We start from the raw sequence: 19,300 nt of genomic DNA on the forward strand, positions 1-19,300 counted from the left end.
AATACCTCTTTCTAGACAGCCCAAGCTAGCGCAGCTGGGCGTAATGGTTGTAAATCGTAATAGCCGTGGGATAAAGATAACGCCCGGACTGGATCACATAGACCAGACCCTGCGCAAAACAGGAGAAGAACAACTCGTCGAGCGAGGACTTCCCCACCATCTTGCGCAGCGCATGGGCATAGTCACCGTGGCGGTTGGGTTCGATGGCATCGGCAACAAAGACCACCATATCGAGCGGCGTCATGTCGCAAGCGCCCACGGTGTGACGGTCGACAGCCTGAAAGACTGCCGGAGACAGATCGGGAAAAAGCTGCGGAAGCTCATAGGCGGCAACCGGGCCATGCAAAAGCGGCGTCGCGGCAGACGGAGAGCCGGCAATCTTAATGCCGTAATGCAGAGCGCGCGTGACCAGCTCGTCGTCGGAGAGCACCTTGTCCCAGTCATGGATCAGGCCGGCGGCAGCGGCATCAAAGCGGTCAACGCCGTAGACCTCGGCCAGATGAAGTGCGGTCTCGGCAACACCCAGCGAATGCACATAGCGCTTGCGCTTATCCTTCATGCGAACATCGAGCAGCTCTTGAATGCGCTTGAGCAGCGCGCGCTCATCGCCCTCAAACTGATCCTCTACCGACAACGTAGACCCCCATCACTCAAAATCTTCTTGGCCCAAATCGGCATATAGCCTTCGTTTGCGAATGTAGCCGAGCACGGACTCGCTCGTAAGATAGCGCACGCTCATACCGCGGGCAACTCGCTTACGAATGTTCGTCGAGCTGATCGCCAACGCTGGAATCTGAATATAGCGCACGTCGAACGGCAGCCCCGACTCTTTGATTCGGGCACGCGCCGTATCGATATCAAAGCCCGGTCGTGTCGCCGCAATAAAGGTAGCAAGCTCAGCGATTCGTTCGGCATCATGCCAGGTCACGATATCGATGATCGCGTCGGCGCCCGTAATAAAGTAGAGCTTTACCTGCGGCGGGTAAAAGTCGCGAAGGGCATGAAGCGTATCGGCCGTATAGGTTACGCCCGGGCGGTCGATCTCGAACCGGCTCGCCAAAAAAGCCGGGTTCGCGGCGGTGGCGAGGACCGTCATGGCATAACGGTCCTCGGCAGGCGTCACCGGCTTGTCAAGCTTAAAGGCAGGAGAACCCGCCGGCATAAAGAGCACAGCGTCCAAGTCGAGCGACTCGCGCGCCTGCTCGGCGGTCACCAGGTGCCCGTAATGGATGGGATCAAAGGTGCCACCCATAATGCCGAGCCTAAACTCCTGCCCGTCCTCTAGAGGAAGCTCGGGCAGACCGATTCCACCGCGCAGCGACATGGCTTACTCGCCCTCCGGTGTCTCGGTATCGCCCGCGGCATCCGCTGCATCCGTCGCATCGACAACCTCGACGCCCTCATCCGCAGCATCGGCCACGTCAATGGCTTCAACGGCAACGTCCTCGCCAGCATCCTCGAGCTCCTCGTACTCCGAGAAGTCCTCGGCGCCCTCAAAGTCAAAGGCGCGCTGGCAAATGCGGACCTCGTCGCCCGCACGGCAACCGGCCTTCTCGAGCGCATCGTCAACACCCATACGCGCAAACTTATGCTGCAGGTAAATGACGGCTTCCTCATTTTCCCAGTCGGTCTGAATGACCATGCGCTCGATGGCACGACCGACCACGCGGAAGGCACCGGGCTCTTCCTGGACAATGCGGAAACGCTTCTCTCGCTGCAGGCGACGGCGCTCCCATTCATCGTCGCGCAGGTCGACCGGCTCATCGGAGACCGCCAGCTCGGCGCGGAGCTTGGCCACCTGCTCACCCACGGCAAGCATCAGCGTGTTGAGGCCGGCGCCCGTCACGGCAGACACGGCAAAGAACATATGGCCATCGTCGAGCGCTGCACGCTTGAGGTCGGCAATCTTATCGGCCGTGCCCGGCGCGTCGCACTTGTTGGCAACGACAATCTGCGGACGCTCCGAAAGCTCGGCGCCATACTGCTCGAGCTCGCGGTTGATGATGCGATAGTCCTCGACCGGATCGCGATCCTCAAAACCACCCGTCATGTCGATGACATGCATGATTAGGGCCGTACGCTCAATGTGGCGCAGGAACTGGTGACCCAGGCCCTTGCCCTCGCTCGCGCCCTCGATGAGACCGGGGACGTCGGCAACGACGTAAGAATATTCGCCGGCACGCACCATGCCGAGATTCGGCACGAGCGTGGTAAACGGGTAGTCAGCAATCTTGGGGCGGGCGGCACTCATGCGCGCGATGAGCGATGACTTACCGACCGAGGGGAAGCCCACGAGCGCGGCATCGGCCATGAGCTTCATCTCGAGCTCAATCCAGTGCTCCTCGGCCGGCTCGCCCAGCTGGGCGAACGCGGGCGCGCGGCGCACCGACGTCACAAAGTGAGTATTGCCCAGACCTCCGGCACCACCGGGCGCCACGACAACGTGCTCGCCATCATGCACCAGATCGGCAATCTCGAACATCGGGGTCTGCGTCTCGGGGTCGAGCTCGCGCACCACGGTACCCATAGGGACCTTGAGAATCAGGTCCTCGCCGCTCTTACCGTTACGACGGGCACCCTGCCCGTGCGTGCCGCGCTCGGCGCGGAAGTGATGCTTAAAGCGGTAATCGATCAGCGAAGACAGCTGAGCATCGGCCTGGATGACGACATTGCCGCCACGACCGCCGTCGCCGCCATCGGGGCCGCCCTTGGGGACAAATGCCTCGCGCCTAAACGACATGCATCCGGCTCCGCCGTCGCCGCCGCACACGTTAATGCGGCTGATATCGGTGAACTGTGACAACAGAATCGCCTCCTACAAAAAAGAGGGAGACCCTTGAATCCTAAAACTCAAGTGCCTCCCACATATGTGCTCTATGAAGGGTGAATTACGCGTTCGCGAGCGGGCGTACGCTGACCCTGTGCTTGATACCCTTGTGGAACTCAACGGTACCGTCGACCAGCGCGAACAGCGTGTCGTCCTTACCACGGCCAACGTTCTCACCCGGGTGGATGTGCGTGCCGTGCTGACGGACGAGAATCGTGCCCGTGGTTACCGTCTGGCCGGCATAGCGCTTCGTGCCAAGGCGCTGACCGCGGGAGTCACGGCCATTACGGGAGGAACCGAGTCCTTTTTTGTGTGCCATTGTGTATACCTACTCTTTCGTTACGAGTGTAATCTACTCGGCGACGGGAGCCTCGGCAACAGCCTCGGCCTCTGCCTTGACAGCCTTCTTGGCGCGGGAGGTAGCCTGAACCTTCACGATCTTCAGCTTGGTGAGCTGCTGACGGTGACCCTTCAGACGACGATAGCGCTTGCGCTTGTGGAACTTGAAGACCAGCTGCTTCTCGCCCTTGAACTGCTCAACGATCTGAGCGGTAACCTTGGCCTTGGCCAGCTTGTCGGGATCGGTGACGATCTTCTTACCATCGTTGAGGAAGATAACCGGCAGGGTGACCTTGTCGCCCTCATTGCCCTCGATCTTCTCGACGGTGATGACATCGTCGGTGGCGACCTTGTACTGCTTGCCGCCCGTGTTAACGATTGCGTACATGTTTACTTGCCCTTCATGCATCAGTTAGTGCAACAGCCGAATATAGTAGCAGGCGAAAATACCCCCGTCAACGAGTATGTGGAGCAAATCCACAAGTTCGCACAGGTATGGGGCTGACGAGTCGGCCCTCGTCGTCCTCGCATGCTTGATTCTGACGCTCGACATCGTAGGAGCAGATGGTCACGAGGTCTTGCATACCGGTGGAAACAATAGGTGCATCCACGCCCGGGGTCAAGCCCTGCAACAAAACATCAGCAGCGGAAAGCAAAATTTCCGGACGCATGGAGCCCTCGTTGTCGGCATGGGTGTCGAGCATGAGCACCAAATGGTCCGGGCGCTCCCCCGCCGTGAGCTCATAGCCCACGAGCGTGTGATCCAAATCCAAGCGCTTGCTCTTTTTGCCGCGCGCGTAGTCGATGCCGTGGCCCGCGCGCAGCGTGTCGATCGCACGACGCACCTCGTCGGCGCTTACGGGCGCCTCGGGATCCAAGTGCAGGTCGATGCGATACGACAGGCGCGTGAGCTGCGCCGTCAACGCCGGCGTGCGCACGTCGATGTACGCCGCCTCGATGGGCGCCAGATCGGCCGGAGACGCCGCAGCCAGGCGCCCAAACGCCTCGTCGAGCGCCACGAACTCGGTCATAAACAGGTCATACCACTCGCAGGTCGACGACGTACCCACCGGCAGCGCCGAAGAGAAGCCCACGCGCATGTGCGGAGAGAAGCCCTGCGTGACGGCATAGGGAAGTCCCGCACGGCGCACGATGCGCTCAATGGTATGGATTACTTCGAGATGGCCCAGGTACTTAAGGCGATCGCGCTTGCCATAACGAACACGAAGCCTAAAGAGCGAGGGGTTGTCGGTCAGGCGTTCACTCATGCGCGATCACCCATCAATACATTCTTGGCGTGGAGCGTGGGGCAGATCCCGCAGCCGGTGCACGACGTGCGGGTACAGTCGGGAGTCGTGACGCCCTCGAGCGAGCGACGGTACTCGCGCTCGAGGAAGCCGTGCGTGCAGCCGGGGCTCACGTGCTCCCACGGCAGGCGCCAGTCCAACTCGTAGGGCAGGTGCACGAGCTCATTGAGGTCGATGCCGTTTTTGGCAGCAGCTTCCTTCCAGTTATCGAGCGAGAAATGCTCCACCCAGGCGTCAAAGCGAGAGCCCGAGCGCCAAGCATCGATGATGACGGGCGTCATGTCACGACCGGCGCGGGAAAGCGCGGCCTCGATGAGCGAGGTCTCGGCATCGTGGTAATGCACGCGGACGGCACGGTTGCGAACGCTCGTGATAAGCAACTTCTGGCGACGCTTGACGTCGTCGTAGTCGAGCTGCGGGCACCACTGGAACGGCGTGGCAGCCTTGGGGATAAAGACCGAAACCGAGATGGACACCGAGATCGAGCCGCGACGAGCCTTGGGCACCACGGAACGACCGAGCTCCAGCACGTGATCGGCCAGATTGGCGATGGCCACGATGTCCTCATCGCGCTCGCCGGGAAGGCCCATCATAAAGTAGAGCTTCATGCGGTTCCAGCCGGCCTCGAAGGCCGCCTTGGCCGCACGGTCCAGGTCCTCCTCGGTCACGTTCTTGTTAATGATGTCGCGCATGCGCTGGCTGCCGGCCTCGGGCGCGAACGTCAGGCCGCCCTTCTTTTCGCCGGCGACCGACTCGGCCATATCCACGCCAAACGAATCCAGGCGCTGCGACGGAATAGACACGCGTATACCCGTATCCTCCAGGCGACGGTTGAGCCTGCCGAGCACGTCGCGAATGCAGGAGTGGTCGGTCGTGGAAAGCGAGGTCAGCGACACCTCGTCATAGCCGGTCTTTTCCAGACCCTGAATCACCGACGAGACGATCTGGTCGGCCGAGCGCTCGCGCACCGGGCGATACGTCATGCCGGCCTGGCAAAAACGACAGCCGCGGGCGCAGCCGCGCAGAATCTCGATAGACAGGCGGTCGTGGACCAGCTGCGCATAGGGTACGCACGACTGCGACAGCGGATTCGTGGCGCCGAAATCCTCGACGACGCGCTTGTAGACCACGGTCGGCGCATCCTTGCCCTCACGCGGCACGGTGTAGCCATGCGGCGAGCAGGGCTCGTCATGGCGCACCTCATAGAGCGACGGCACGTAGTTGCCGGCAATGGATGCAAGCTGCTCAACAATCTGCGCGCGCGGGACTCCTTCGTCGCGCAGGCGGCGATGCAGCTGGCAGGTCTCGAGCAGCGATTCCTCACCCTCGCCGATGAGGACGGCATCGAAGAAGGCCGCGTACGGCTCGGGGTTGTACACCGAGGGACCGCCGGCGATGATGATGGGGTCGTCTTCGCCTCGGTCGGCCGCCAACAGCGGAATGCCAGCGAGGTCGAGAGCCTCGAGGAAGTTCGTCACCGCCATCTCGTGCGGCACATGCAGACCGACGATATCAAACGAAGCGACGGGGGCAGCGCCTTCGAGCGACAGCAGGGGAATACCCGCCTCGCGCATGGCGTCACCCATATCGGGCCACGGCACATAGCCACGCTCGCAGGAGATGCCCTCGGCCTGGTTAAGGATGTTGTAGAGGATGGCGATGCCCTGGTTGGGCAAACCAACCTCGTACACATCCGGATAGATCAGGCAGCAACGATAGTCGGCATCGGCCTTTGAAAGCGTGCCCCACTCGTGATCGATATAGCGACTCGGCTTTTCGACCTTGGCGAGCAGCGGCTCAATTAAATGAAAACAGTCTTGATACGGAACGCGCAACAGAAAACCCCTAAGCAGCGAGATCGGATGCGTCCTCATAGGACGCCATAGGACGGGTAGCGCCCGCGACCGTGGTCACCAGATCGCGAACGCGGGAGAACGTGGCAGTGACCACCTCGTTGGCACGGCTGTAGTCGACATCGCGCTCGTAGAGCGAAACGAGCGCACGGCCCATGCCATAGGTGCCCGCGGCAGCAGTGAGCGCCTTGACGGCAAACCCAATATGCGGCGTCTGCTTGACGAGCGCACGGGTGACCGCGCGGATCACAAGACCGCCGGCAAGCACGCCCGCGACCTCGTAGCCGCGCTCAGGCTTAATGCCGCGTCCAAAGACGGCAGCGAGCTCAAAGAGCATGCCCACCTGAGCCAGCGCCATAACGGGATAATCGGCGCCCGGCAAAAACACCAGCGCACCGGTCGCCATATTGGTGAGCGCGCACGAGGTAATGATACGATTGGCCGCCGCGATGCGCATGAAGGCAAAGTTCGCCGCAAAAGCCGTTTCCTTTTCGGTGCGATCGAGAATCCAGCGGGCAAGCGTCTCGAGCAGATACGTCTTATCGGTTGCCGCCACCACGCCGAGCATGGGCGTGGACTCCTCGATAAACGGCACCTCCACAGCAGACTCGGCAAGCACGCACACGGGCGCGCCGGCGATCACGAGCTCCTGCACGGCACTCTCCAAGCGGTCGGAACCGCACGAGAGCACCAGTACCACATCGGTATCGGTCTTTGGAGCAATTCGCTCCTCCCCCAGACGCTCGACGCGCACAATGCCCGAGGTCGTCTGCGGCACAAAGGCGTCACGCACCGTCTCGGCCAGAAAGCGCGAGGCGGACGAATCCAAATAGACCGAGACGCGCACCGGCGTATCGGAATCCTTCTTAACGGACGCGCCCATCTTAAAAGCGCGGGTCAGCTTATCTACGGGAATTTTCATAGCAAACCCCTCCAGCGGTTACGCGGCGCCCGAACGATGCCGCCATATGGATTGTACGATACCCACCGTCAGCAGCTGAATCATCATCGAAGACGAACCGAAGCTAATAAACGGTAGCGGAATACCGGTAATCGGCATCATGCCAATGCACATGCCGATGTTTTCGAAGGTCTGGAACGCCCACATGCCAACGATGCCCACACACGATAGGCGCAAGAACAGCGACTCACACTTAAAGGCGACGCGAATCGTCGAAAAGATCAGCAGCACGTAGAGGCACAGGAGCAAAAAGGAACCGCAAAAGCCAAAGGTCTCGGATAGGAAGGCGAAGACGAAGTCGGTGTGGAACTCAGGAAGAAAGCCGCCGGCCGACTGCGTCGCATGGCCCAAACCCTTACCAAAGAAGCCGCCCGAGCCAACGGCGATAAGCGACTGCTGCAGGTTGTAGGCATCGTCCGAATCGGCATTATCGGGGTCGATAAAGACCGTCAGGCGGTTCATCTGATACTGCTTGATGAGCACATCGTGGCCGAGCAACGAATCAAAGACCGAATCGAGCGCCAGGACGAGGGCCACCAGGCCCACAAGCAGGGCCAGGGTCGACAGCACCCATTCGCGGCGCGCACCGCTCATGCAGATGACGATGGCGCCCGAGACCAGCACGACCAGGCCCGAGCCCAGGTCGCCCATGGCAACGACGGCCAAAAACGGGATGGACAGCATGCCGCAGAGCTTAACGTAGTCGCGAACGGTATCGATGCGGCCGTTATACTGCGAGCCAAGCGTGGCGATAAAGAAGATGGTGATGAGCTTGGCAAGCTCGACCGGCTGGAATGTCAAGCCGATACCGGGAATCTTGATCCAGCCTGTCATGCCCAGACCGCCCGTATAGGACAGACCCGGAATCTTGGGCGAGAAGATCACGATCAGGTCGATGACGAGCAACGCCGTCGAAAAATTGGAAATACCGCGCAGATCGGTACGCCAGACGAGCACCGCAAGCACCGCGCCAATGCCAATGCCCAGCAGGTGGCGCGAGAATGAGGCGTCGGCCTTAAACTGTGACGCCGACCAAATAATGATGGCGCCATAGGCAACGAGCGCGACGGTAGCCAGCAGCACACCGATATGCACCTTTTGGCGAAACGTACCGCGCGAGGCCGAAAGTTGCTTGTTGACGCGGTCCAGGCTGCTGCGAGAGCCGGTCTTGGTTGAACGGAACAGATCCGCCGGAGAAAAATCCATCGCAACCTCCTATCGAACCGAAGAATCGCCCGAGGCCGAAGAGGTATCGGGCTCGTCATAAATCACGCCGAGCACGTCGCGCACGACATGCATCGCGGTATCCGAACCACCGCCGCCCTGCTCCAGGACAGTAGCGATGACATACTTGGGATCATCGGCCGGTGCATAGGCGCAAAACCACGCGTATTCGTCCTCGCCGCTTTTCTCGCCCGTGCCCGACTTGCCGTACACCTGCGGCGTCAGGGTGCCAAAGTGAGCCGCCAGGGACGTCGATGCCGTGTAAATCACGTCGTGCATGCCGTTGCGAACAAGAGTCAAATCCGAATCGCTGTTGATCTTGGCCTCCAGGCGCTTCTTCTTGCCCTTGCCGTTGTACTTATAGGCATCGCCGTCGCCATCGCGCGACACGGCAGACAAAAACACGTGAGGCACGTACTGTTTGCCGCCGTTGGCAAGACCCATATAGGCGCACGCCATCTGCAGGGGCGTCACCAGGATGTCGCCTTGGCCGATGGCAATGTTGGTCATATCGCCGGCATTCCACTTGCGGTCCTCGGCAGAGGCGTCGGTAAAGTACGACTCTTTCCACTCGGCATCGGGAATACGGCCCGCGCCCTCACTCGGCAGATCGATACCGCAGGTCTTGCCTAGGCCCCAGCGACGAAAGACCTCCTGCAGGCCCTCGGAATGTTGCTCGTCATAAAAGAAGGCCTTGCCCATGTCGTAGAAGACGGGGTCGCACGAGTTGGCGATACCCGACTGCAGCGTCATGGTGCCGTGGCCAGACGTCAGCCAGCAGCGCTTGCCCCAAGCCTTGCCCAGGCCCGTCCAATAGCCCGTGCAGTTGGTTGTCTGCGTTGAAGTGTAGGTTCCAAACTCAAGACCGGCCAGTGCCGAGAGCGGCTTGATGGTCGAGGCCGACATGTACTGTCCGCTAATGGCGCGGTTGAGCAGCGGGTGCGAACCCTTGTCATCATTGAGCTCGGTCCACACGTCATTTGAGACGCCGCCGATAAAGACGGACGGATCGAACTTGGGCTCGCTCGCCATGCCCAGGATCTCGCCATTGTTGGGATCGAGACACACCACAGCGCCGTTGCCGGCATTGCTGTAGCCAGTGGTCTTGGCAAGCTCGATGGCGCTCGCCAGCGCCGTCTCACAGGCCTGTTGGATCTTAAGATCGAGCGTGAGCTTAATGTCGGAGCCGGCCTTGGCGGGCACGGCGCCGGCCTGACCGGTCACATTGCCCGAGGCATCGACCTTGACGGTCTGCTCGCCACGAATACCCTGCAGCAGGTTTTCGTAGTAGCTCTCAACACCCGCCTGGCCCACGATATCGCCCGACTGGTACGTAATCCGGCCAGCAGAAGCATCATCATCACCAGAGGTTTTCTTATTCTGGGCCTCGAGCTGCTCGGAGGTAATGGTGCCGGTATAGCCCAAGATATGGCATGCCGTCTCGCCATATGGATACTGGCGCTCGGTACGCTCGGCAATCTTGACGCCCGGGAACTCGCCGGCGTGCTCCTGAATATAGGCAACCGTGGAGCGACGGACGTCCGTCGCGATGGTATGCAGGCTCTGAGCGCCCTCGGAATTGTCCTGAATATTGCGCAGCACCGCCACGTAGGGCATACCGAGCACGTTGGCAAGATGGCGAACCAGAACCTCATCCTCGGCAAGGTCGCGGTAGGCCACGACAGCAAGTGAGGGACGGTTCTGGACAAGCGCCACGCCATTGCGGTCGAGGATGCGGCCGCGCACAGCGGGTGTGGTAACGGTGCGCGTCTGATTGCTATTAGCCTGCTTTTCGTAATAGTCCGACGAGACCATCTGCATGCCCCACAGCTTGACGGCAAGCGCCGCGAACATCGCGCCCACACCCGTGGTGAGGATGGAGAAGCGGCCCTTAAAGGCGGTCGCCGCGGTATTGCCCTCGCCCTCGGTGGCGCGCGGGGCCGTCCCATGCTGCGTATCGTAGGTAAAACGAGAATCGCCGCGACGCATGATGACCAGTGCGACCACGATGGCCACAACCAGCACGATACCGGCGATAATAACCGTCATCTGGGAAGACATCTGCGAGCCTCCCCTATTTGAGCTTACGGGTCTTGGGCTTAAAGCGCATGCCCGTCTGGCGTCCGCCACGTGCGGAGAATCCATAACCGGACTGCGGCACGACGCCGGACATCAAAAACGGAATGGCAACCAGACCCGTCAGGATCGAAGACGGCAGCGCATGGCCGAAGATCGCCACGACAAAGCTCGTCTCCAAACCCATAAACAGCAAGATGATGCTGTAGATCACATTAATGACGAACGCGAAGGCGCCCACCGTGATGCCGCGCGCACTCGGGGCACCGCCCGTCTGACCGGCAGCGCTATGCACCAGGGCAAAAGAACCCACGGTCAGCAGGAGCGACATAACGCCCACCGGCACGGCAGCGGAAAGGTCATAGAACAAGCCACTGCAAAAACCGCACACGACGGCACGGGTCGGGTCGCCCGAGAACACGCTTAGGCACACCAGGATAATCATAAAGTTGACGCGACCGCCCGCAATGGAGATCTGCGGTGCCAGGCCTGCCTGCAGCAGCACGCACACGATGGCGGCGATTACAAACGTGCGGGAGCTCATCCCCTGCTCGTGTAGATCCATGGACATGCCCCCTATTCGCTCGAGCCGGAATCGGTCGTCTCGGACGTGTCGGAACTGTCATCCGGGCTCTCGTCCTTCGTCTTGGTCGCAGCATCGCGCGACGTTCCCTGCGGCGTGCTGTTGGCCGTGTTCACGTCCTCATCCGAGGCCGACTGTTCGTCGGTCATCGAGGTGATGACCAGCACTTCCTCGTTGTTCTCGGCCGTCGTCTGGGCGCGCACCACAATGGTGTAGTACACGTCATTTGCCGATTTCTCAACCGACGAGACGGTGCCGAGCGGAAGACCCTTGGGGAACACACCGCCAATGCCCGAGGTCACGATGATGTCGCCAACCTTAACGTCGGAATCGACGCTCACGTACTCAAGACGCAGCGTGCCGTCAGCCTGACCCTGCAGCATGCCCTGGGCGCGCGTGTCCTGTACCATGGCGGACACACCCGAGTTCTCGTCGCCAATAAGGCGCACGGTAGAGGTCTTGGCCGATACCTCGATAATCTGACCGATAACACCGGCAGAACTCGTCACGGGCATGTTGATGGTAAGGCCGTCGGCAGAGCCCTTGTCGATGGTTACGGTCGAGGTCCAGGCATCGCCCGAGGCACCAACGATACGAGCAGCGGTCGATTTGAGGTTGTAGGTCGACTGCAGGCCGACCAGCCCCTCCAGACGCTCGGCGGTCTTTTGAGCCTCGGAGAGCTCAGCAACCTTAGAGGTCAGCTCCTCGTTTTGCTTCTTAAGCTCGTCAAGCGTGTCCTGCGACGCCGTAAGGTTAGAGAACACGTTGCCGATGGCATTGAAAGGAGCCGCCACAGCCGAACCCACAAAGCGCACCGGCGAGGTAATCGTCGTTACGCCCGAACGCACGGCATGAATCGGTCCTGCCTCGCCCTCGCGGATGTAAAACGTGAGCAGCAACACCGAAATCAGGCTGAAAACAATCAACGGGCGCATACCCGTTGATTGTCGCTTGGTATTCAGATTTGTGGAGAAACCCGAAGATCGTGCCAAATGGAATCCACCTTTTGGAAATTAAGCATTGGTCTGGACGAAGCCGCCATCAAACGCATTGGCCTCGAGCACGCGGGCACAGCCGTTAACAACGTTATCGAGCGCCGTGGGGCTGACGTTGACCGAAACGCCGGTCTCATCGCGCAGGCGCACATCGAGACCGCGCAGCAGCGCGCCGCCACCGGTCAGCAAAATGCCATAGTACATAAGGTCCGAGGCAAGATCGGGAGGCGTAGCGTCGAGTGCGTCCTTGACGGCCTTGGCCATCTCGTCGAGCGGCTTGTTGAGTGCGCGACGAATCTCCTCGCTCTCGATGCGCACGGTCTTGGGCAGACCGGTGATCACGTCGCGGCCGTTGACCTCGACGTCGAGCTCATCCTTGAGCGGCACGGCGGAGCCGACCTTGATCTTGATGTCCTCTGCCGTACGCTCGCCGATGGCCAGGTTGTAGGCATCACGAACGTGCGTGAGGATGGCCTGATCGAACTCGTCGCCGGCAATACGGATGGACTGCGAGACGACGATGCCGCCCATAGCGATAACGGCAACCTCGGTGGTACCGCCACCGATGTCGATGACCATGGAGCCGGTGGGTTCCTCGACGGGCAGGTCGGCGCCGATGGCAGCCGCCATGGGCTCTTCGATCAGATAGGCCTGGCGGGCACCGGCCTGGATCGTGGCCTCAAAGACAGCGCGCTTCTCGACCGACGTGACACCGGAGGGAACGCAGACGACAACACGCGGACGCGGAGTCCACGGATAGCGCTTCTCGGACGCCTTGTCGATAAAGTAGCGAAGCATGGCCTCGGTAACATCGAAGTCGGCGATGACGCCGTCCTTCAGGGGACGAACGGCCACGATGTTGCCGGGCGTACGGCCGAGCATGCGCTTCGCCTCGATACCGACCGCCAAGATGCGCTCGTCGTTCTTGTCGATGGCGACAACAGAGGGCTCGCGAATGACGATGCCCTTGCCGCGCACGGAGACAAGCGTATTGGCGGTGCCGAGGTCGATGGCAAGATCGCCCGCATAGCTACCGAAGAACATATCCATCAAAGAAAACAACGCAACTCCTGATGTGTTGGATGATTGCTGGAAAACTACTAGCTCATCATACTAGCGCAAGCCCGGCGCCTCACTTGCGGTGAAGCGCCGGGCAAAGCTAAATCCCATAAGGTCACTACTGGTTGTCAGCAGCCGAGAAATCCATATCAAGCGAAGAAACGGCCCAGCCGATATGGTTGTCGGAGCGCACGAATTTGACGGTGTACTCCTGCTCGCCGCCCTTGGACAGCGATGCCTTCACCTTGGCGGTCGTCTCGGTCATGGACTGATCCATGCCCTCGACGGACGCGGTGGCACCCTGCGGAATCGAGGAGATGATCATCGACTTAGCGTCCTCGGACAGGCTCGAGGCCAGGCAAGACTCGGCCTTTGCGGCGTCACCGTCGCCGGCAGCCTGGAACAGATCGGTAACGACAGACTCCTGAGACGGGAAGCCAAAGCCGCGCGTGTAGGCAAAGCCCAGACCGCCCGCGGCGATCAAAATGAGCAGAAGCAGCACGATGAAGACTTTGAGACCCGTGTGGCGATGGCGACGACGGACCTTGGCCTGCTTACGATCCTGACGGTCCTGCTGGACCATCTCGGACTCGGACAGCGTAAAGAAGCCGGTGTCCGAGGGATCGGGCATAAACTGACCGGTCGCGCCGGTAGGATCGAGCGGATCGACGGCAGAAGCGTCCATCGCGGGCGCCGGAGCCGTGGCCATGGCCGTCTGGGCAGACAGCGCGGCAAGCGAATCGTGCACGCGGGCAAGCTCGTCGGCCTGCTCGGAGGTGAGCTGGTAGATGCCATCGGCAGTAGCGGCGTTAAAGGCATCGAGTGCGTCGGAGGGACGGCCGGCGGCAGAAAGCGCCTGACCCATGCCGGCGTTGAGCGCACGCGTGTCGTCGCGGGGGCCGGCAAAGTCGATAGCCGTGCGGTAGGTCTCCACGGCATCCGCCGGACGGCCGAGCTTAATGAAGCAACGACCGAGCTCGCCGAGTGCGGCGGCAGGAGCCGGATTGGCGCCGTCGATGGCAGCCTGACGGAAGGCGGTTCCCGCGTTGGCATAGTCGCCCGACTGGAACAGCGCATTGCCTAGACCCAGATAGGCCTTGAACGGCGTGGCATAGGAAGCATCCTGCGTAGCGGCAGAGAAAGCCTGAGCGGCCGTTGTGTAGTCGCCCACGGCAGCGAGTGCCTTGCCGCGATTGGTGAGCAGCGCGCCGCGCTTGCCGTAGGTACCGTCGTTGAGGGCGGCGGCATAGGCCTCGGCGGCCTCGGCATACATGCCCAGGTGCATCAAGGCGTTGCCACGAAGGTGATCTGCCTCGCCCATAATCTCATCGGGAGTCTTTGCCGCCCCAAGCATCTGGGCTGCAGCGGAAAAATCACCCGCGCGGTAAGCGGCGCGGCCCTGTTGGATCAGCTGGCTATTCAAGGAAGCCCCCTTTACTCGTGAACGATCTCGACATGAACGATCTCGTCGCCGGCACGCAGCTGCGAAATCACATCGAGACCCTCGACCGTGGTACCAAAGACGGTGTAACCGGAATCGAGGTTATGCTGGGCACCCAGGCAGAAGTAGAACTGCGAACCCGCGGAATCGGGGTCCATGGAGCGTGCCATGGCAAGGGCGCCATCGACATGGCTGTTGCGCGGATTGGTGGCAAACTCGCCCTTGATGCAGTAGCCGGGGCCACCGGTACCGGGCATGCCGTCGGGGCCCTCAAGACCGGCAGCGACGTCGGCGCCGGACATGTCGCGGGTATTGGGGTCCCCGCCCTGGATAACAAAACCGGGCACATAGCGATGGAACTTAAGGCCATCATAGAAGCCCATCGTGGAAAGCTCGCAGAAGTTCGCGACATGAATGGGAGCGCCCTCGCCGTCAAACTTGACCTTGATGGTACCCTTCGACGTCTCGATAACGGCGCACTCGTCGCCGACAAGCTGATACTCGGGCGTATAGAGCTCTTTCTTAAACCCAAACATGTGGTTCCTTCCTCGTGCGTTTAAAGCATATTTGTACGAATTGTAGCAATAAGCACGGGCTTACATCAATTGCGCACGTAGGTTATGCCGACTATGGCGAACTAATTTTAGGAACGCTGCTGCGGCTTCCAGGAACCCACATTGGCGTCGTACTGGTTCAGCGCGCTGTTGCCACCCTGCGCGATGGGCGCCAGGATCTCGCTTTGGTGGGAACTCATCGACTCGCCATCGGGAATGGCCAGCGAGATATCCCAGCTCTGGCAGATCACGTCAACGCGCTCATACATCCACTCGGCAAGCTGCTTTAAGTGGGCGATGTCGTCCGCATAGACCGTATCGTCCTGATACTTAAGATTGTTGAGCTCATCTTGCGTCTTTTTAATCTGGTCGCGCAGGGCGTAGGCACTCTGTGACAGCTCCTGACGGGTGGACAGCGGCGTTCGGAGATAGCCGTTGTTAAAAGAATCGATGACCTCGCCAATCTGGTCCTCGTCAGCATAGGACACGATGGTCTGATACAGACCGTCCAGCCTGGTATAGAGCTGATCATCGGTGAGCACGGTTTCTTCCTGGACCACCTCCGCAGAATCGTCCTGCTTGGCATCGTCCTCAGTGGCCTCGCCCTTTTGGCGCGTGGGGAAGGTGGTCTGTGCAGCTTGGCCAAACTGGTCGTAGAAGCCGGGCATAACACCCATGGGATCGGTCGTCACGAACCAATAGGCACCGCCGCAAACGACGGCAAGGACCGCGGTTACGATAAGCGGCTTGGGAATATGACGCTTGTGCTTGTGATAGGCGTCCTCGTCGGGGTGCACCTTGCGCTTGGGTTTTTGAGCATCGTCATGCAGGGAAACGGGCATGGGAATATCGACCTTGGGAATACCGAAATCCTTATCGAAAGCCGGCAGCACGCAGGTCTCATTGGGGTCGGCGGCGTCCGAAAGCACCGCAGCGGCAGAGGCCGGCGCATGCGGCACCTCGGTGTCGATCTGCTCTTGCGTTAGGCGCGGAAAGCCCGCCGTGCGGCCCGCTGCCAGGTCGGATGCGGCCGCGTCCTCGGAGAGGATACCCGGAGCAGGGCGTCCGCATTTGGGGCACGTACGATCATGCGGGGAAAGACGGGCACCGCAGCCCTCACAGAACACGAACTCGGTGTGCTCGGGACCATCGCCCGGACCCACATAGGCGTTGCAGTAGGGGCAGAACGAGGCGCCGTCCTCGAAAGTCTTAAGGCAATGCGGGCAGATCACGGCATCCTCTTTTCGAAGCAATTCAAACAATCGAGGTTAGAGCATAACATCGCCACGGCCCCACAGGAGCAAGGCACCAATTCAACATCGCCAGGGCGCGTAGTTACTTCTTCTTTTTGCTTGGCATCGAAACTTTGATGCCTTGGGCGGACTTGGTTACGCGGGAGCGCTTGGCGCCCGTGGGCTTCTTTTTCTTGGGCTGGACCTGGGCCACGCCCTCGAGTGCGCGGGCCTCGGCCTCGCGAGCGGTGCGATCTTCGCGGCGCTGCGCCATGTCGGCGGCGACGCGCTTGGCAAAACGCTCCGCCGTCGAACCCGTCGAGCTCACCTTGCCGCCACCGCGACCCAGGTGGACGCGCACACCGCGTCCAAAACCAGTTGCGGCATGACGACGACGCGGCTTGAGCGAATCCATCATCGTGGCGAGCTTAAAGAACACCGAGCAGGTAAAGACCACGATGACAGCCAAGATAACCATCTGGCCCATCGACAGGTTGGCAATAGACAGCAGCTCCGGGAATCCGATAACGCCCACCAAGATGCCAGCGACTACAAACACAAAGAGCACCACGCGCAAGGGCGTGAGAGGCTGCGAGATGCGCCAGATCAGGCTGACGCTCGCCGCGCACGACGTAAGCAGGCACATCGTAGACAGCGTGAGCTGGCTAAAGCCAAACACGCGCGCCACAAAGATATCGAGCGCCGCAGCCAAAATGACCGCAATCGACGCCGGCAGTGCACGCTTGAGCACGTTGGTCAAAAACGCACCCTTCACGCGAGCATTGTTGGGCTCCAGGCCCAACACAAAGCCCGGCGCGCCGATGCAGAAGAAGTTGATGAGCGTCATCTGAATCGGCTCGAAAGGGTACGGCGGCAGCGCGATGCACAGCGCCGCCAGGCCCATCGAGAACAGCGTCTTGGTCAAGAACAGCGAAGCCGAACGCTGCAGGTTGTTGATGGAGCGACGGCCTTCGGCCACCACGGCGGGCATCGAGGCAAAGTCGTTGTCGACGAGCACGATCTCGGCCACGTTGCGCGCGGCATCGGAACCGGCCGCCATGGCGACGGAGCAGTCGGCCTCCTTGAGCGCCAACACGTCGTTGACGCCGTCGCCCGTCATGGCCACGGTGTGCTCGCGGCGCTTGAGCGCCTGCACGAGCTCGCGCTTCTGCTGCGGGGTCACACGACCAAAGACATGGTAGCGGTCCACTGCGGCATCGAGCTTGGCCGGCGTATCGAGCGTCGTGGCGTCCACATAAGCGTCCGCCCCCGGCACGCCCACCACGCGTGCGATCGACGACACCGTACGCGGGTCGTCGCCACTGATCACGTTGAGGGTCACGCCCTGCTCGTTAAAGTAGCCGATGGTCTCGGCCGCCGAGGTACGGATCTCGTCGCGTATGGTCACAAAGCCCACGGGCTCGGCCTCGCCCACCATATCGCCATCGGGCGTAAAGCCGTCAACGCGCGCCACCACGAGCACGCGGCAGGTATCGGCAAGCTCGGCGACACGGTTCTCGACCTGGGCAAACGCACGATCAGAGAGCACAAACTGCGCCGCACCCATCACATATGAGCCCTGTGCAAACGACGCGCCGCTCCACTTTTTGGAAGACGAGAACGGAATGACCGACAGCGGCTCGGACACCTCGACCGGACGGTCGGCGTAATAGTTGAGCAGCGCCTGACAGGTCTCGTTGGCATCGGCCGAGGTCGCACGTGCGACGTTAGCCAGCGCAAAATCGAGCACCGTGGTATCGACGGGAACGGCGGCGTCGCCCTCCCCCGCACCCATACCCTCGACCGGCAGCGGATAGGTACCCTCGACCTCCATGCGACCCGACGTGATGGTGCCCGTCTTGTCCAGGCACAGCACGTCGACGCGAGCGAGCGTCTCGATGCAGTAAAGCTGCTGCGCCAGCACCTTGCGGCGGGCCAGGCGCACCGTGGCGATGGCGAGCACCGACGAGGTCAGCAGCACCAGGCCTTGCGGGATCATGCCCAGCAGGGCGCCCACCGTGGACAGCAGCGCCGACGAAGGCACATGACCAGCCAACAGCTCGGAGAAGCACCACGAAAGCGCGCTATCGCCCGGGGTTCCCGCGGCATCCCACAGCTCGCTCACACTCGAGGCAAACAACGCCAAACCGAGCGGGATCATGATGATGCTCGCAAAGCGCACGATGGCGTTAAGCGCGTTCATGATCTCGGAATTGACCTTTTTGACGTACTTCGCCTCGTTATTAATTTTGGCCACGTAGTTGTCGGCGCCGACATGGATCACGCGGGCGCGCAGCAAGCCCGAGTCGATAAAGCTGCCGCTCATGAGCTCGGAACCGGGCTGTTTCTTAATGAGGTCGCTCTCACCCGTCAGCAGGCTCTCGTTCACGAGCGCCTCGCCCGAAACCACCACGGCGTCAGCGGGAATCTGGTCGCCGCGCCCCAGGCGGATGATATCGTCGAGCACGATCTGGTCCAGGTCGAGCTCCACCTCGGCGCCGTCGCGCACCGCAATGGCCTTCTTGGAGGTCAGCAGCGTGAGCTTATCGACCATCTTCTTGGAACGCATGGACTGGATGACGCCAATAGCAGTATTGAGGAACACTACGAACAGGAACGTCAGATTCTTAAACGAACCGGTCAAAATGACTAGGAACGCCAAAATCACGTTGATCAAATTGAACAGCGTGCAGAGGTTCTCGATGATGAGCTCTTTGACCGACTTGGTCTTGAGCTCCATGTTACGGTTGATCTTACCGGCGGCGATGCGCTCCTCGACCTCGGCGGTCGAGAGTCCACGCTCGATATCCGTTGCTGCCATACCACGTCCCATCACGTCGCGTCGGTAT

General features: G+C 60.9%; 17 protein-coding genes. All 17 read right to left on the minus strand.

Going from position 1 to position 19,300, the window contains the following annotated elements; genetic code table 11:
- Nucleotides 1-25: 25 nt before the first annotated feature.
- A complete protein-coding gene (yqeK, locus tag OIL88_07405) occupies nt 26-559 on the minus strand; it encodes a bis(5'-nucleosyl)-tetraphosphatase (symmetrical) YqeK (protein HJI72186.1) in 534 nt (177 codons plus the stop codon).
- 87 nt (nt 560-646) lie between these two features.
- Entirely contained in the window at nt 647-1,324 is a 678-nt protein-coding gene (gene nadD, locus OIL88_07410) for a nicotinate-nucleotide adenylyltransferase (protein ID HJI72187.1), read from the minus strand.
- 3 nt (nt 1,325-1,327) lie between these two features.
- A complete protein-coding gene (gene obgE, locus OIL88_07415; GenBank protein ID HJI72188.1) occupies nt 1,328-2,803 on the minus strand; it encodes a GTPase ObgE in 1,476 nt (491 codons plus the stop codon).
- A gap of 85 nt (nt 2,804-2,888) precedes the next feature.
- A complete protein-coding gene (gene rpmA / locus OIL88_07420) occupies nt 2,889-3,146 on the minus strand; it encodes a 50S ribosomal protein L27 (GenBank protein HJI72189.1) in 258 nt (85 codons plus the stop codon).
- Between the two features lie 33 nt (nt 3,147-3,179).
- Nucleotides 3,180-3,554: a 50S ribosomal protein L21 gene (rplU, locus tag OIL88_07425; GenBank protein HJI72190.1), complete on the minus strand. Its 375-nt coding sequence runs from the start codon at nt 3,552-3,554 to the stop codon at nt 3,180-3,182.
- Between the two features lie 67 nt (nt 3,555-3,621).
- Nucleotides 3,622-4,434 (minus strand): TIGR03936 family radical SAM-associated protein, encoded by an 813-nt coding sequence (locus OIL88_07430; GenBank protein HJI72191.1) that lies wholly within the window; start codon nt 4,432-4,434, stop codon nt 3,622-3,624.
- Complete coding sequence (locus tag OIL88_07435; GenBank protein HJI72192.1) at nt 4,431-6,308, minus strand: TIGR03960 family B12-binding radical SAM protein; 1,878 nt, start codon at nt 6,306-6,308, stop codon at nt 4,431-4,433. The genes OIL88_07430 and OIL88_07435 overlap by 4 nt, the downstream gene beginning before the upstream one ends.
- 10 nt (nt 6,309-6,318) lie before the next feature.
- Complete coding sequence (locus OIL88_07440) at nt 6,319-7,248, minus strand: hypothetical protein (GenBank protein ID HJI72193.1); 930 nt, start codon at nt 7,246-7,248, stop codon at nt 6,319-6,321.
- An 18-nt stretch (nt 7,249-7,266) separates the two neighbouring features.
- Entirely contained in the window at nt 7,267-8,493 is a 1,227-nt protein-coding gene (locus tag OIL88_07445) for a rod shape-determining protein RodA (GenBank protein ID HJI72194.1), read from the minus strand.
- Nucleotides 8,494-8,502: 9 nt separating this feature from the next.
- On the minus strand, nt 8,503-10,572 hold the full coding sequence (gene mrdA / locus OIL88_07450; GenBank protein ID HJI72195.1) for a penicillin-binding protein 2: 2,070 nt from the start codon (nt 10,570-10,572) through the stop codon (nt 8,503-8,505).
- 13 nt (nt 10,573-10,585) lie between these two features.
- Nucleotides 10,586-11,152: a hypothetical protein gene (locus tag OIL88_07455; protein ID HJI72196.1), complete on the minus strand. Its 567-nt coding sequence runs from the start codon at nt 11,150-11,152 to the stop codon at nt 10,586-10,588.
- An 11-nt stretch (nt 11,153-11,163) separates the two neighbouring features.
- On the minus strand, nt 11,164-12,105 hold the full coding sequence (gene mreC / locus OIL88_07460; GenBank protein ID HJI72197.1) for a rod shape-determining protein MreC: 942 nt from the start codon (nt 12,103-12,105) through the stop codon (nt 11,164-11,166).
- A gap of 78 nt (nt 12,106-12,183) precedes the next feature.
- Nucleotides 12,184-13,215 (minus strand): rod shape-determining protein, encoded by a 1,032-nt coding sequence (locus tag OIL88_07465; protein HJI72198.1) that lies wholly within the window; start codon nt 13,213-13,215, stop codon nt 12,184-12,186.
- A gap of 127 nt (nt 13,216-13,342) precedes the next feature.
- A complete protein-coding gene (locus OIL88_07470) occupies nt 13,343-14,647 on the minus strand; it encodes a tetratricopeptide repeat protein (protein HJI72199.1) in 1,305 nt (434 codons plus the stop codon).
- Nucleotides 14,648-14,658: 11 nt separating this feature from the next.
- Nucleotides 14,659-15,201: a peptidylprolyl isomerase gene (locus tag OIL88_07475; protein HJI72200.1), complete on the minus strand. Its 543-nt coding sequence runs from the start codon at nt 15,199-15,201 to the stop codon at nt 14,659-14,661.
- Nucleotides 15,202-15,308: 107 nt separating this feature from the next.
- Nucleotides 15,309-16,451 carry a zinc ribbon domain-containing protein gene (locus OIL88_07480; protein ID HJI72201.1) on the minus strand — a complete coding sequence of 381 codons (1,143 nt, stop codon included), beginning with the start codon at nt 16,449-16,451 and terminating at the stop codon, nt 15,309-15,311.
- 103 nt (nt 16,452-16,554) lie between these two features.
- Nucleotides 16,555-19,272, minus strand: coding sequence for an HAD-IC family P-type ATPase (locus tag OIL88_07485; protein ID HJI72202.1), 2,718 nt, complete (start codon nt 19,270-19,272; stop codon nt 16,555-16,557).
- Nucleotides 19,273-19,300: the final 28 nt, after the last annotated feature.

Source organism: Coriobacteriaceae bacterium (assembly GCA_025992855.1).
GTDB lineage: Bacteria > Actinomycetota > Coriobacteriia > Coriobacteriales > Coriobacteriaceae > Collinsella.

What these genes read in the sequence shown, in the direction of transcription:
- OIL88_07430 (HJI72191.1), bottom strand. Translation starts at nt 4,434, where the DNA reads ATGAGTGAACGCCTGACCGACAACCCCTCGCTCTTTAGGCTTCGTGTT.
- OIL88_07475 (HJI72200.1), bottom strand. Translation starts at nt 15,201, where the DNA reads ATGTTTGGGTTTAAGAAAGAGCTCTATACGCCCGAGTATCAGCTTGTC.
- OIL88_07465 (HJI72198.1), bottom strand. Translation starts at nt 13,215, where the DNA reads ATGGATATGTTCTTCGGTAGCTATGCGGGCGATCTTGCCATCGACCTC.
- OIL88_07455 (HJI72196.1), bottom strand. Translation starts at nt 11,152, where the DNA reads ATGGATCTACACGAGCAGGGGATGAGCTCCCGCACGTTTGTAATCGCC.
- OIL88_07440 (HJI72193.1), bottom strand. Translation starts at nt 7,248, where the DNA reads ATGAAAATTCCCGTAGATAAGCTGACCCGCGCTTTTAAGATGGGCGCG.
- mreC (HJI72197.1), bottom strand. Translation starts at nt 12,105, where the DNA reads ATGCGCCCGTTGATTGTTTTCAGCCTGATTTCGGTGTTGCTGCTCACG.
- OIL88_07485 (HJI72202.1), bottom strand. Translation starts at nt 19,272, where the DNA reads ATGGCAGCAACGGATATCGAGCGTGGACTCTCGACCGCCGAGGTCGAG.
- rplU (HJI72190.1), bottom strand. Translation starts at nt 3,554, where the DNA reads ATGTACGCAATCGTTAACACGGGCGGCAAGCAGTACAAGGTCGCCACC.
- OIL88_07445 (HJI72194.1), bottom strand. Translation starts at nt 8,493, where the DNA reads ATGGATTTTTCTCCGGCGGATCTGTTCCGTTCAACCAAGACCGGCTCT.
- rpmA (HJI72189.1), bottom strand. Translation starts at nt 3,146, where the DNA reads ATGGCACACAAAAAAGGACTCGGTTCCTCCCGTAATGGCCGTGACTCC.
- yqeK (HJI72186.1), bottom strand. Translation starts at nt 559, where the DNA reads ATGAAGGATAAGCGCAAGCGCTATGTGCATTCGCTGGGTGTTGCCGAG.
- nadD (HJI72187.1), bottom strand. Translation starts at nt 1,324, where the DNA reads ATGTCGCTGCGCGGTGGAATCGGTCTGCCCGAGCTTCCTCTAGAGGAC.
- mrdA (HJI72195.1), bottom strand. Translation starts at nt 10,572, where the DNA reads ATGTCTTCCCAGATGACGGTTATTATCGCCGGTATCGTGCTGGTTGTG.